Source organism: Nonomuraea sp. NPDC049625 (assembly GCF_040675285.1).
In the GTDB taxonomy this organism is placed as follows: Bacteria; Actinomycetota; Actinomycetes; order Streptosporangiales; family Streptosporangiaceae; genus Nonomuraea; species Nonomuraea angiospora_A.
Window position 1 is genome coordinate 376,525 of sequence record NZ_JBFAOQ010000012.1, and the last position, 12,226, is coordinate 388,750.

Consider the following 12,226-nt stretch of genomic DNA (forward strand, 5'->3'; position numbering starts at 1 on the left):
CGCCCAACCATAGTACCGCAGACGTGGTGTTCGATGTTTAGATCTTTGGAGGCTCCGTGCCCTTCGGGTATCTGTTCCCTGTAGCGCTTGTCGCGATCGGCACGCTGTTCGCGTTACGGCCGGTGCCGTTCTCGCGCCCGCTCGGCCCTACGAGCTACTACTTCGGTCTGGCCGCCAACGAGCTGCCGTTCGCGGCCTTCTTCTGGATGTTGCTGCTCCCGACGGCGCTGGCGTTCGCCGAAGGTGACATTGACTCGGCGGGCGGCTGGGCGGTCGTCGCCCTGGCCGCCGTGAGCGCGATCGGGCTCGTGCCCATCGCCTACCGCGCGATGGGCGAGCGGGCCAGGATCGAGCGCGCGATGGACCTTGGGCTGGGCGCGGGATGGCGCGCCGCCATCGATGCCGACCTCAGCGCCGGGCTGCGGCGCCGTCGCCCGTGGGCCCGCATCCTGTTCCTGCCCATCTTCAAGCGCCGCCCGGACGTCCGGCGCGTGGCCAACCTCTCCTACGGCGACGCGGGCCGCCGCAACCTGCTCGACCTCTACCACCACCGCTCGCGCCCGTCCGGCGCGCCCGTGATGATCCACCTGCACGGCGGCGGCTACTCCGGCGGCCACAAGAACAGCCAGTCGCTGCCGCTGCTCTACCGGCTCGCCGGCCAGGGCTGGGTGTGCATCAGCGCCAACTACCGGCTACGACCGCAGGCCCAGCACCCAGACCACCTGATCGACCTCAAGAAGATCATCGCCTGGGTACGCGAACACGCCCACGAGTACGGAGCCGACCCGTCCACGGTGTTCGTCGCGGGCAGTTCGGCGGGCGGGCACATGGCGGCACTGGCCGCGCTCACCCAGAACGACCCCGCCTTCCAGCCGGGCTTCGAGGACGCCGACACCTCCGTGACCGGCGCCATCTACCTGAACGGCTGGTACGGCACCTACTTCGGCCAGGGCCCCGAGTCCTCGCCCCTGGCCCACATCACACCGGACGCACCGCCGTTCCTCGTGGCCCACGGCGATCTGGACCCGCAGGTGCCCGCGGCCGATGCCCGGCACTTCGCCGACCGGCTACGCCAGACCTCGGCCGCCCCCGTCGTCTACGCCGAGCTGCGCGGCGGGAACCACGCCTTCGACCTGTACCACTCGCTCCGCTTCGAGGCCGTCATCGACGCGATCGAGGCCTTCACCGCCTGGGTGAGATCACGGGAAAGGAAAGCCGTTTGAACGCCTCGCCGTGGCCAGGACGGTCCATTACGCCCGGATCAGCCGACATCCCCGCCGAACGTCAGGGAATCCGGGAGCGTACGTCGTCGTGGTCGGCGGAGCGGCGGCGGGTGTCGACGGCGGGAGCCAGGAAGACGGCGGAGGCGACGAAGGCGAGCACCGCGAGCATGGCCGTGCGCAGGCCCCAGTGGTCGCCGAGGAAGCCGAGGCCGGGCGGGCCGACGAGGAAGGCGACGTAGCCGATGATGGCCACCAGGCTGACGCGGGCGGTCGCGTTCGGTCCGGTCTCTCCCGCGGCGGACAGCGCGACGGGGAAGCCCAGCGATGCGCCGACCCCCCAGAACAGGACGGCGGCCCCGGCCAGCACCGCGTTGTCCGAGAAGATCACCAGGATCAGACCGAGCGCCCCCGAGACGGCGCTGGCGCGGATGACGGTGGTGCGGCCGAAGCGGTCGAGGAAGAAGGAGCCGCCGAAGCGGCCGATGGTCATGGCCGCGGCGAAACCGGCGTAGACGAGAGACCCGGAAGTGGCGTCCAGGCCGTGCCCGTCGACCATGAGCAGCGGCAGCCAGTCGTTGGCGGCTCCCTCGGCCAAGGCCATCGCCAGGACGATCGCCCCGATCAGGAGAAGCCTGCCGTCCTTCCAGACCTTCGATTCCGTGCCGCCGGACGCGGCCTGGCCTGGCGCGCCGATGCCGATGCCCGCGGGGAGGGCGCGCATGGCGTACAGGAAGAGCGCGGCTGCGATCAGGGTGACCGCGGCCAGATGCCAGTGCGCGGGAAGCCGGGCGGCGGTGGCCGCGATGCCGGTGCCGGCGCCCACGACGGTGCCCAGGCTGAAGCAGCCGTGCACGGTGGGCAGCGTCGTCCTGCCGGTGATGCGCTCGACGTCGGCGGCGTCGACGTTCACGGCGACGTCACCGGCCCCCATGCCCGCGCCGAACCCGCACAGGCCCGCCATGACCAGCGGTACGGACGACAGGAGGGTGCCGGCGCTGATGACGGCCAGGCTCCCGACGACCATCGCGGTTCCGACGCCGATGACGGGTCTCGTTCCGTACCGGGAGGTGAGACGTCCGGAGCAGAGGATCCCGATCATGGCGCCCAGCGACAGGCCGAACAGGATCCAGCCCATCTGGCCGGTGGAGGCTTCCAGCCGGTCGCGGATGTCGGGGGTGCGGGTCACCCACGACGACAGCGCGATCCCGGGGAGGAAGAAGAGCAGGAAGAGCGCCTGCCGGCGTCGGCGCGTGGCGAGGTCCATTGAGGATGGGTCTCCGTGGCGGTTGCGAATGGCTCGGCCGCGTCTACGCGTGATCGCGCATCCAGAGGTCGAGGAGTTCCTGGGTCTCCGCCGTACGGGGAGCGATGCTCTTCTCCCGGTGGTCCACCTCCACCTCGACCGGACGCAGGTCCGGCACTCCTCCGTCGTCCTGGCCGGGACGCCACCAGTAGACCTGCGAGCTGATGCCCTTGTCTCCTTGCTCGTTCATGGTCCGGGTGACCGCCTGCATGCTCTCCATCGCCGCGATGAGATGGACGTCGCCGATCTCGTGTACCAGCAGGTACTCCGGCAGCGGGAAGGAGACCAGCGCACCGTGGCGGGCAGGCCCGATGTGACGGCTGAGCACGTGGACATGGCAGCCGATGTAGCGCTGCGTCTCGCCGATGAACATGATCGGGACGCCCATGACCTCCTCGATCTTCGTGTAGTGCGGTTCCCGATGCAGAGAGGCGTGCAGCGCCGCGCCGAAGACCTGGTTCTCCGCTCGGCCGCCGAGTCGTTCGCGGCCGAGCGACATGATCGAGTCGGGCAGGTCGATGACCACGGTCTCCACCAGCCCCGGCGCGAGGGAACGGGTCACCAGGGAGTCACGGAGGCCGGGCGGCTCGGCGAGCGCGGCCTCGGAGTAGATGCGGATCCGCAGTGCTTCGCCGTCCAGGAGCTGCTGGATGTCAGCCGACGTGTCCGGCGCCTGAGCCATCTTCCTCCGGTATCCCCGGGCGAATCCGCCGGCGAAGTCCGCGGCGAACGCGGGCAGTTCAGCGTGGGGGAGACCGCCGGCCTCCGCGAGCACGTTGCCGATGTCGGCGGTGAAGTCGGCGGCCCCCGGGAAGCTGACGCTGAGGGTGGTGGGGGCGACGAACCTGGCGGGAAAGCCTTCGGCCGCGAAGGCTTCTACCAGGGCTGCGCCGATGGCGTCGTGGCTCATCCGTACGTCCGATCATGTTTAGGTTAGGGCCAATAATCCCATTACTTACTCGCGCAAAGCCCCTCGGTACGTACGCCGGTACGCCGACGGCGTGGTCCCCAGATACCGGGTGAAGTGCTGACGCAGGCCGGTGCCGGTGCCGAGCCCGCAGCGCTCGGCCACGACGTCCACGGGCAGGTGGGTGGTCTCCAGGAGTTCGCGGGCCCTGATCAGCCGTTGCTGGTTGAGCCACCGCATCGGCGGCAGGCCGACCTCCTGGCGGAACCTGCGTACGAACGTCCTGGTGCTCATCGAGGCGTACTCGGCCAGGCCCGGGACGGTAAGCGGCGTCTCCAGCCGCTCCAGCGCCCACTGCAGCACCGGCGCCAGACCCCGGTCACCAGTGACGGCGGGGGCGGGTGCGACGTACTGGGTCTGGTCGCCCTCGCGGTGCGGCGCGATCACCATCCGGCGGCCGACCTCCGCGGCCACCGCGGCGCCGAAGTCGCGCCGGACGATGTGCAGGCACAGGTCGATGCTCGCCGCCGTGCCCGCGCTGGTCAGGATGTCGCCGTCGTCGACGTACAGGGCCCGCTCGTTCACGGTGACGCGGGGGTGGAGCCTGCGCAGGTCTTCGGCGTGCATCCAGTGCGTGGCGGCCTCCCGGCCGTCGAGCAGGCCGGCGGCGGCCAGGACGAAGGCGCCCGTGCACAGGGCGGCAATCCGGGCACCCCGCTCGTGCGCCTCGACCAGCGCCTCGAGGAGCTTCTCCGGCGGCCGGTAGGAGGCGTCGACACAGGCGGGCACCACCACGAGGTCGGCGTCGCGCAGGACCGACAGGTCGCCGGGCGCGCGCAGCCACAACCCCGGCAGCGACTCCTGTTCTCCCGGCGTGCTGTTGCAGAGGGTCAGGTCGTACCAGTCGGGGGTCAGGTCGCGCCGGTCCCGGCCGAAGACCTCGCACGGCACCGCCAGCTCGAACAGCGGGCATCGGTCCAGCACAGGTACGGCCACCTGGATCGACGTCATGGCATAAATCTAGCGGAACGCGACATTTCTGCCACTAGTGAGAAGCCCGGGAGCTCACGACAGTGGTCCCATGAACGAGGAGACAGGAACGCTGGACGTCGGCACCCAGGAGGGATCCCGGCTGCTCACCGCGGCCGCGGAGCTGGTCGTACGGCATCTGGGCACGGTCGCGGACGGGCCCGTCGCACCCGCCGGGCCGGGAACCGAGCAGCTCCGCGACTGGCTGGTCGGCCACGACTTCGCCCGCCCCGCACCGGCGGCGGACACGCTGGCCGAGGTCATGGGGATGCTGCGGCAGTGGGGTGTGCACACGACGCATCCGCGCTATTTCGGGCTGTTCAACCCGACCCCCACCTGGTGGGGCATCGCCGGCGAGCTCCTGGCGGCCGGTGTCAATCCGCAGCTGGCCGCCTACAGCCACGCTCCGGCCGCCGTGGAGATGGAGCGGCACGTGCTGCGCTTCGTCGCCGGCCGGCTCGGCCTGCCCACCGCCGAGGGCAGCTTCACCGTGGGTGGCGCGGAGGCGAACCTGACCGCCGTCATCGTCGCGCTGACCCGCAGGTTCCCGGCCTACGCGGGCGGCGGCCTGGCCGGTCTGGCGCGCATGCCGGTGCTGTACGCCTCGGCCGAGAGCCATCTGGCCTGGCTCAAGATCGCCCACATGACAGGGCTCGGCCGCGACGCGGTACGGCTCGTACCCACCGATTCCCGGCACCGCATGGACCTGACGGCGCTGCGCGAGACGCACCGAGCCGATCTGGCCGCGGGGTTCGAGCCCTTCCTCCTGATCGGCACCGCCGGCACCACGGCCGGGGGCGCGCTGGATCCGCTGCCGGAGCTGGCGCGCCAGGCCGGCGAATGGGGCCTGGACTTCCACGTCGACGCCGCCTGGGCGGGAGCTGTCGCGCTGTCCGACCGCCTGCGCCCGCTGCTGGACGGGGTGGAGCTGGCCGACAGCGTCACCGTGGACGCGCACAAGTGGCTGTCGGCGCCCATGGGCGCGGGCATGTTCCTCACCCGGCATCCGGACGCGCTCGCCGGCAGCTTCCACGCCAGCACCTCCTACATGCCCGCGCAGAGCGGCCAGGCTCCCGATCCGTACGCGACCAGCGTGCAGTGGTCGCGCAGGTTCGCGGGCCTGAAGGTGTTCCTCGCGCTGGCGATCGCCGGCCGACCGGCCTACGCCGAGCAGCTCGAACGCGACGTCCGCCTCGGTGAGCTGCTCGCTCGCCGGCTGTCCGAGGAGGGCTGGCCGCGCGTCAACGACACCCCGCTCCCGGTGGTCTGCGTCGCCGACCCCGAGGCGGAGTCGCAGGGGCCGGAGCACAGCGCCGCCTGGCACGCCGCCGTCGCCGACCACGTCGTGAGCGGCGGCCAGGCCTGGCTGAGCACCGTACGCCTGGCCGGGCGGCCCGCGCTGCGGCTCTGCCTGACCAGCCACCGGACGACCGTCTCGGATGTCGAGACCGCGGTCACCGCCCTCAACCAGGCCCGCAAGGCCGTTTGAGGGCGAATCCCGTGCTCCGGTCGGACCGGCGGTAGGAAGCGGCGTGCCCTGGCCGGACGGCGGGCCGCGGCGGTGTCGCCGCCGCGGCCCGCGTGCGGTCTCAGAGCTTCAGGCCCACCAGCAGCGGGTCGTGGTCGGAGGAGCGGAACGGGTCGGGCGCGTACAGGGAGGGCGGGTTGAACTCGGTGTTGTAGTCCATGAACCGGCCCTCGTCGGAGTTGATGTGCCAGATGGTGGCGCCGGTCACCAGCTTGCCCGCGCTTCTGTCGGCCAGCACGTGGTCGAGCTCACCGGACAGGCCGTCGAAGACGTAGCTGTAGCGGTCGTCCTTCTTGACGTACCTCTTGCTCAGGCTGGTCAGCCCGCCGTCCTCGAACGCGTGGATGGGGTCCTCCTCGCCGTAGGCGTTGATGTCGCCGAGGACGAGCACGTTCTGCAGTTTGAGGCTGTCGATCAGGGCCAGCACGGCCTTGGCCTGCTTGACGCGCTTGGCGTTGTAGCAGGACTGCCCGTCGCCCTGGTCGGCGTCGGCGCCGGAGGCCGCGCCGTCGGAGTCGGTGCAGCCCTTGGACTTGAAGTGGTTCACCAGCACCGTGAAGGACTTCCCGCCCCCGCCGGCCTTGGCGAAGGTCTGCACCAGCGGCGGCCGGTTGAAGATCGGGTCGGACGACGACCGCGCCGGACCGGTCGGGGTGACCTTGGCCGGCTGGTAGATCAGCGCGGTCTGGATGAGGTCGGTGCCCGGGTTGGGGTGCGTGATCGCCTGGTACGTGCCGGCGCCGGCCTTGGCGTTGAGCGCGTCGACCAGGGTGTTGAGCGCCACGTCGTTGTTGCGCTCGACCTCCATCAGCCCGGCCACGGCCGGGTTGAGCGTCGTGATGTTGGCGACCAGCTTGGCGAGCTGGCGGTCACGCTCCGCGGCGGTGGTGGCGCCGCGGGACTTGAGCGTGGTGAACCAGTTGAGCGTGTTGAGGCTGGCCACCTGGACGTCGCCGCCGACCTTGGCGGGCTTCGCGGGGCGGGGATTCTCGGCCTTGAAGACCACCGGCTTGGTCGGCTGGACGCGGTAGGCGTCGAAGCCGTACGTGAGGACGCCGGTCAGGTTCTTCACCTCGTCGCCGATGCGGACGGTGTTCGACCCCTCGGTGTGGTACGGCAGGGCGGGCGGGTTCTGCACGCCTGAGCCGTCGTCGAGGAGGACGGCGCGCCGCGCGTCCTTCTCGGTGTTCACACCCTCGCGGTCCGTCGGCTGCCACAGCCGGCCGCCGCCCGCGAGGGTGATCTCACCGAACCGGCCGAGGTTGTAGATCTCGGAGGCGGCGAGGTCGCCCTTGAACGTGACGAGCATGCCCTCGTAGCGCTCGAAGGTGACGCCTGGCTTGAGCGGCAGCTTCACCTTGGCCGGCTTGATCACGCCGGTGCCGCACACGGTCACCGCGGTGGCCGGTGAGATCTCGGTGAGGCCGTTGTACTCGATCGCCTTGCCGGAGACGAGCACCCGGTCACCGGTCTTGACCGGCGAGGAGGAGAACACGAACAGCCCCTCGGAGGTCGCCGGGTCGGCGTCGGGCTTGTCCGCCTGAACGTAGAAGCCGCCGAACTGGCCGGAGCTCTGGAAGGAGCCGGTGACGACGCCCTCGACCCGGACGTTCTGACCGGCGACCGGGCTGGACTCGCCGCTTCCCTGCACCTCGGAGATCCGGTGAGTGGGCGCGGTGTCGCAACTCTCGGTGGGCGTGACGGTCGGGGTGGGGGTCGGCGTCACAGTCGGCGTGACGGTCGGGGTGGCCGTCGGGGACGGGTCGCCGCCGCAGGGGGCCGCGGCGGTGGCGGTGTTGCGCGGCGCGGGGGCCGCGGCTTCGAAGTCGGCGCCGTTGTCGTCGGTGTCGGTGCAGCCGCCGCCCTTGCGGAACGCGCCGGTGGTGTTGGTGAGCGCGGGGGCGGGGGTGCCTTCGGAGAAGTTCGCGCTGCCGTACCCGACCAGGTCGGCGATCAGCGCGAGCTGGGCGTCGGCGCAGGGGGTGGAGGAGCCGTTGCAGGCCAGCCCGTCGCTCGAGCGGACCAGCGCCACCTTGCCCGCGGTGCCGCTCATGTTCACGGAGCCGACGCTGTCGGGCTTGGGCAGCGCGCCGCTGGGGGTGCTGCCGGCGGCGAGCTGTACGAGGTGGTACTGGCCGGGGGCGATGCTGCCGGAGAGGTCGGCCTTGTTGGAGGCGAAGTTCCCGGTGCCGGCGGCGCTGGTGTACTGCACGGACCAGCCGTCCAGGGACACGGGGGCGGCGCTGCGGTTGAACAGCTCGAGGTAGTCGTTGGTGAAGGGAGCTCCGGCGTTGCCGCCTCCGCCGTAGACCTGGCTGATGACCACGGTTCCGGGGGCCGCGGCCGAAGAGGGTGAGGAAAGGGCTGCGATCGAACCGGCGACAACGCCGGCCGCAACGAGGATCGCTGTGGCCCGGGACTTGACTGGCATGCGGGGGAGCGTAAACCGACAAACAGCCAAAAACTCTGTATTCAGCATGGATGGGTCATGAAATTTCAGGTGTTGATCCGTCAATGTGTGACAATCAGCCTCCTGGCCTGGTATCGCGCGCCGACACTGACGGGCTCGCCGTCGCTCGGCGGGCCCCATGACGCCGATCGAGCCCTCGCCCGGGGCGGGTCTCTCGGCTCCCCGCGATGCCCGCCGCCCGGCTTGAACTGATCGTGAACAGATTTGCTGAACGCTTGTGTTTGGATGCGTCCTTCCAGCATGATCTTGGTGTATCGCTCCCGGGTTTCAAGGAGGAACGGATGCGTCTTCGTGCAGGGCTTCTGGTAGCCGGCATGGCCGCCGCGATCGTCAGCGTGGTCGGCACCCCTGCTTCCGCTCAGGCGGCCGCCTGGACGTATATCGGCGTGTACACCAGCAAGCACAACTGCGTCGACGCCGGCCAGATGTGGGTCCGTGAGGGTTGGAACGAGTACGAGTGCTCAGGGAGCGCCACCTACTGGGAACTCTGGGTCCGGTAGCACTTGACGCCGTCGCTCTGCCACACCGAGACCGCGGCTGCGGTGTGCTTGGCGACGCCGGCCAGCGGCCGGTGCGCGATGGCGGTCTGTTCGCGGCCGCCAAGGTCGTCGTCCCGAACGCGTTCCATGCGTGAGCGATGAGTTCGGGCGGCGGGTCAGGTCTGCCCTGGTATGACTCGAATCATCGCGGACATCTCGGTCTCCCTCGACGGCTTCGTCACCGGGCCTGACCCCGGCCCCGACAGCGGTCTGGGCATCGGCGGCGAGGCCCTGCACACGTGGGCGTTCTCCGACGACCCCGACGACCGCCGGGTCCTGCGCGAGGCGACCGCCCGCTCGGGCGCCGTCGTCCTCGGTCGTCGGCTCTTCGACGTGGTCGACGGGCCGGACGGCTGGAACGACGACCGCGGCTACGGCGCGGGCGAGGTCGGCAAGCCCGCGTTCGTCGTCGTGACGAACGCGCCGCCGGACTCCGTGCGGCTCACCGACCTCGATTGGACGTTCGTCACCACCGGCCTGGCCGACGCCGTCGCCGCAGCGCGTGAGCGGGCGGAGGCGGCGTCGGCGCACCGCGGCGAGGACCTCGACGTCGTCCTCATGGGCGGCGGCGCCACGGTCGGCTCGGCGCTCGAGGCCGGGCTGGTCGACGTGCTGACGCTGCACCTCGCACCCGTCGTACTGGGTGCGGGTACGCCGCTGTTCACCGGCGGAGCGCCGCGCACGCTGGTGCAGCGGAGCGTGATCTCGACATCGACCACGACGCACCTGACCTACGACGTCGTAGGTCAGCTCAGGAACCAGCAGCCGCCGGAACGGGCTTCCCGCCAGGGGGAACACGGACCGACCCCGCAGGGTTGAGTATGCGTTGAACGGCATCCTCGTCGTTCGTCCTGCGTGGATGGCGATCCGGCTACTGTTGATCCGCATGACGCACACCGAGATCGAGATCACCGCGGAGCTGGTACGGGATCTGCTGCGCGACCAGCACCCCGACCTGGCCGATCACCCGGTGCGGCTCGGCGCGCGTGGCTGGGACAACCAGCTGTGGCGGCTCGGCGACGACCTCGCCGTCCGGTTGCCCTGGGCGACACAGAACGCGGACGAGCTGCTGCGCAAGGAGCACAGCTGGCTGCCCGCTCTCGCCCCGCGCCTCCCGCTGCCGGTTCCCGTCCCGCAGCGCCTCGGCGAGCCCTCCGAGCTGTTTCCACGCCCCTGGATCGTCACCACCTGGGTGCCGGGCGAGCCCGCCGACCGCGCCCCCGTCACGCGCGCCGCGGAGGCGGCCGACGCCTTGGCCACCTTCCTGACGGCCTTGCACCAGCCCGCCCCCGACCAGGCTCCCACCGGCCGGGACCGCGGAGGGCGGCTGGCCGCCTACTCCGGAGGTTTCGCCAAGCAGCTCGCCTCGGCCACCGAGATGGGGCTCATCCCCGACCCGGACGCCGTCCGCGCGGTCTGGGAAGACGCCGCCGCCGCTCCCGACTGGGCGGGCCCGGCGCTGTGGGTCCACGGCGACCTGCATCCGGCCAACGTCCTCACCGCGGACGGCACCGTCTGCGGCGTGATCGACTTCGGCGACCTCTTCGCGGGCGATCCGGCCTGTGACCTCGCCGCCGCCTGGATTCTGCTGCCGGACGGCACCGCCGGCCGCTTCCATGCCGCCTACCAGCCGGCCCCGGACGCCGCGACCCTGCGCCGCGCCCGCGGATGGGCGGTGCTGCGCGCCCTCAGCGGCATCCTCATCGGTGAAGCGGGCGTCCGCGGCCGCCGAGGCGGCAAGGCCACGTGGGGCCCGCCCGCCCACGCCGCGCTGCGGCGCCTCATCGCTGATCGATCGCTTCCCCAAGGGCAAGCCGGGATCGACTTGCCAGTGGCGTGAGATAGGGCAGGCTTGCCGGTGTGATGGCGATTCATTCGCTGCCCACGCAGCCACAGGCGGAGCCGTACGAGATGCTCACCCGCCTGCCACCGCCCCACCTGCGTCCGTACGTGCTGGGGTGGGCCGGCTTTCGCACCCGGGCGGGAGAGCCCGCCCACCCCAGCCGGATGCTGCCGCTCAACGCGGCCACCCTGATCATCGACTTCACCGGCATGGGCCCGATCGTCACCGGTCCCCGCGCCACCGCGACGTTCTCGGCCCACACCCCGTGGCGTCACGGGGTCGCGGTCGGGCTCACGCCCGCCGGGATGTCGGCGCTGACGGGGACGCCCCTACGCGAGGTCGCCGGCACGAGCGTGCGCCTGGAAGACCTCCTCGGCACCCGTGCCGGGGAGCTGACCGGCCGGTTGATAGCGTCGGCGAGCTGGGCCGACCGCTTCAGGCTGCTGGAGGAGCGGCTGACGGTGTGGCTGCGTCCCGACGCCGGCCCCGACGGCCTGATCATGCACGCCTGGCGGCGGCTGCAGGAGCCGGCCGGCCCGCCCACCATCGCGTCCCTCGCCGGTGAGCTGGGCGTCAGCCGTCGTTACATCGAGCTCGGATTCCGCCGGGTGGTGGGCTTGTCGCCCAAGACGGTGGCCCGGATCGCCCGGTTCCAGCGGACCGTGGACACGTGGAGACGGCCCTCGGCCACCCTGGACGAGGCCGTCGCCTGCGGTTACGCCGACCAGCCGCACCTCACCCGCGAGATGCGGGCGATGGCGCAGATGACGCCGAAACAGCTGTTCGCATTCGTTCAATACACCGATCGGCTCACCGGCTAGCGTGACCTTCCGCTCCGGACCGAACGGGTGCCGGGGGAGAGGAAGGGGCAACACGTCATGGCAGGCGTTCTCGCGGCCGATCCCACCCTTGCCGACTTCGGCCGGGACCCGCTGTGGATCACGATCATCAAAGCCGTGATGCTGTTCCTCTTCCTGTCGCTGGGGGTCGTCTTCGGGGTCTGGTTCGAGCGCAAGCTGATCTCGCGGATGCAGAACCGGTACGGCCCCAACCGGGCCGGTAAGTTCGGCCTCCTGCAGTCGGTCGCCGACGCGATCAAGATGGGCTTGAAGGAGGACCTCTTCCCGCGCACGGTGGACCGGGGGCTCTACCTGCTGGCGCCGGTCATCATGGTGGTCCCGGCGATGCTGGCCTTCTCGATCGTGCCGTTCGGGCCGGTCGTGAATCTGTTCGGGGTGCAGACGCCGCTGCAGCTGGTGGACCTGCCGGTGGCGGTGCTGTTCATGCTGGCCATGGGCGCGGTGTCGGTCTACGGCGTGGTGCTGGCCGGATGGTCGTCGCGCTCGCCGTACGCACTGCTGGGCGGTCTTCGGTCGGCGGCGCA

At 71.0% G+C, this 12,226-nt stretch carries 12 protein-coding genes; 7 read left to right on the forward strand and 5 right to left on the reverse strand.

Annotation, left to right across the window (positions count from 1 at the left end; translation table 11 throughout):
* Positions 1–56: 56 nt before the first annotated feature.
* Complete coding sequence (locus AB0J87_RS42330) at positions 57–1,223, forward strand: alpha/beta hydrolase (protein ID WP_363975851.1); 1,167 nt, start codon at positions 57–59, stop codon at positions 1,221–1,223.
* 61 nt (positions 1,224–1,284) lie between these two features.
* On the opposite strand, the gene AB0J87_RS42335 is transcribed toward AB0J87_RS42330, so the two are convergent.
* From AB0J87_RS42335 to AB0J87_RS42345, 3 genes are read right to left on the reverse strand one after another with little or no spacing between them, the layout of a single operon-like run.
* Complete coding sequence (locus AB0J87_RS42335; protein WP_363975854.1) at positions 1,285–2,487, reverse strand: MFS transporter; 1,203 nt, start codon at positions 2,485–2,487, stop codon at positions 1,285–1,287.
* Positions 2,488–2,530: 43 nt separating this feature from the next.
* Positions 2,531–3,436 (reverse strand): hypothetical protein, encoded by a 906-nt coding sequence (locus AB0J87_RS42340; protein WP_363975857.1) that lies wholly within the window; start codon positions 3,434–3,436, stop codon positions 2,531–2,533.
* 45 nt (positions 3,437–3,481) lie between these two features.
* Positions 3,482–4,444 carry a helix-turn-helix domain-containing protein gene (locus AB0J87_RS42345; RefSeq protein WP_363975860.1) on the reverse strand — a complete coding sequence of 321 codons (963 nt, stop codon included), beginning with the start codon at positions 4,442–4,444 and terminating at the stop codon, positions 3,482–3,484.
* A 70-nt stretch (positions 4,445–4,514) separates the two neighbouring features.
* Here AB0J87_RS42345 and AB0J87_RS42350 point away from each other — a divergent pair, with 70 nt between their 5' ends.
* Positions 4,515–5,951 (forward strand): pyridoxal-dependent decarboxylase, encoded by a 1,437-nt coding sequence (locus AB0J87_RS42350; protein WP_363975863.1) that lies wholly within the window; start codon positions 4,515–4,517, stop codon positions 5,949–5,951.
* Positions 5,952–6,051: 100 nt separating this feature from the next.
* Here the strand turns inward: AB0J87_RS42350 and AB0J87_RS42355 are convergent, their stop codons facing one another.
* Positions 6,052–8,421, reverse strand: a complete 2,370-nt coding sequence (locus AB0J87_RS42355; RefSeq protein WP_363975866.1) for an ExeM/NucH family extracellular endonuclease — start codon at positions 8,419–8,421, stop codon at positions 6,052–6,054.
* 320 nt (positions 8,422–8,741) lie between these two features.
* Between AB0J87_RS42355 and AB0J87_RS42360 the strand changes: the two genes are divergently transcribed.
* Positions 8,742–8,960 carry a hypothetical protein gene (locus tag AB0J87_RS42360; protein WP_363975869.1) on the forward strand — a complete coding sequence of 73 codons (219 nt, stop codon included), beginning with the start codon at positions 8,742–8,744 and terminating at the stop codon, positions 8,958–8,960.
* Here AB0J87_RS42360 and AB0J87_RS42365 read toward each other — a convergent pair.
* Positions 8,936–9,088 (reverse strand): hypothetical protein, encoded by a 153-nt coding sequence (locus tag AB0J87_RS42365; protein WP_363975872.1) that lies wholly within the window; start codon positions 9,086–9,088, stop codon positions 8,936–8,938. The genes AB0J87_RS42360 and AB0J87_RS42365 overlap by 25 nt on opposite strands.
* Before the next feature lie 43 nt (positions 9,089–9,131).
* Between AB0J87_RS42365 and AB0J87_RS42370 the strand changes: the two genes are divergently transcribed.
* The 4 genes from AB0J87_RS42370 to AB0J87_RS42385 form a co-directional block, all read left to right on the forward strand.
* Complete coding sequence (locus AB0J87_RS42370) at positions 9,132–9,818, forward strand: dihydrofolate reductase family protein (protein ID WP_363975875.1); 687 nt, start codon at positions 9,132–9,134, stop codon at positions 9,816–9,818.
* A 67-nt stretch (positions 9,819–9,885) separates the two neighbouring features.
* Positions 9,886–10,839, forward strand: coding sequence for an aminoglycoside phosphotransferase family protein (locus AB0J87_RS42375; RefSeq protein ID WP_363975878.1), 954 nt, complete (start codon positions 9,886–9,888; stop codon positions 10,837–10,839).
* Positions 10,840–10,862: 23 nt separating this feature from the next.
* Positions 10,863–11,663, forward strand: coding sequence for an AraC family transcriptional regulator (locus tag AB0J87_RS42380; protein ID WP_363975905.1), 801 nt, complete (start codon positions 10,863–10,865; stop codon positions 11,661–11,663).
* 57 nt (positions 11,664–11,720) lie between these two features.
* Positions 11,721–12,226: NADH-quinone oxidoreductase subunit H (locus AB0J87_RS42385; protein WP_363975881.1), on the forward strand; the 506-nt coding region annotated here is incomplete at its 3' end.

Excerpts from the sequence above, each read along its gene's own strand:
- AB0J87_RS42375 (WP_363975878.1), top strand. The coding sequence starts at position 9,886 with ATGACGCACACCGAGATCGAGATCACCGCGGAGCTGGTACGGGATCTG.
- AB0J87_RS42335 (WP_363975854.1), bottom strand. The coding sequence starts at position 2,487 with ATGGACCTCGCCACGCGCCGACGCCGGCAGGCGCTCTTCCTGCTCTTC.
- AB0J87_RS42380 (WP_363975905.1), top strand. The coding sequence starts at position 10,863 with ATGGCGATTCATTCGCTGCCCACGCAGCCACAGGCGGAGCCGTACGAG.
- AB0J87_RS42360 (WP_363975869.1), top strand. The coding sequence starts at position 8,742 with ATGCGTCTTCGTGCAGGGCTTCTGGTAGCCGGCATGGCCGCCGCGATC.
- AB0J87_RS42370 (WP_363975875.1), top strand. The coding sequence starts at position 9,132 with ATGACTCGAATCATCGCGGACATCTCGGTCTCCCTCGACGGCTTCGTC.
- AB0J87_RS42350 (WP_363975863.1), top strand. The coding sequence starts at position 4,515 with ATGAACGAGGAGACAGGAACGCTGGACGTCGGCACCCAGGAGGGATCC.
- AB0J87_RS42365 (WP_363975872.1), bottom strand. The coding sequence starts at position 9,088 with ATGGAACGCGTTCGGGACGACGACCTTGGCGGCCGCGAACAGACCGCC.
- AB0J87_RS42345 (WP_363975860.1), bottom strand. The coding sequence starts at position 4,444 with ATGACGTCGATCCAGGTGGCCGTACCTGTGCTGGACCGATGCCCGCTG.
- AB0J87_RS42340 (WP_363975857.1), bottom strand. The coding sequence starts at position 3,436 with ATGAGCCACGACGCCATCGGCGCAGCCCTGGTAGAAGCCTTCGCGGCC.
- AB0J87_RS42355 (WP_363975866.1), bottom strand. The coding sequence starts at position 8,421 with ATGCCAGTCAAGTCCCGGGCCACAGCGATCCTCGTTGCGGCCGGCGTT.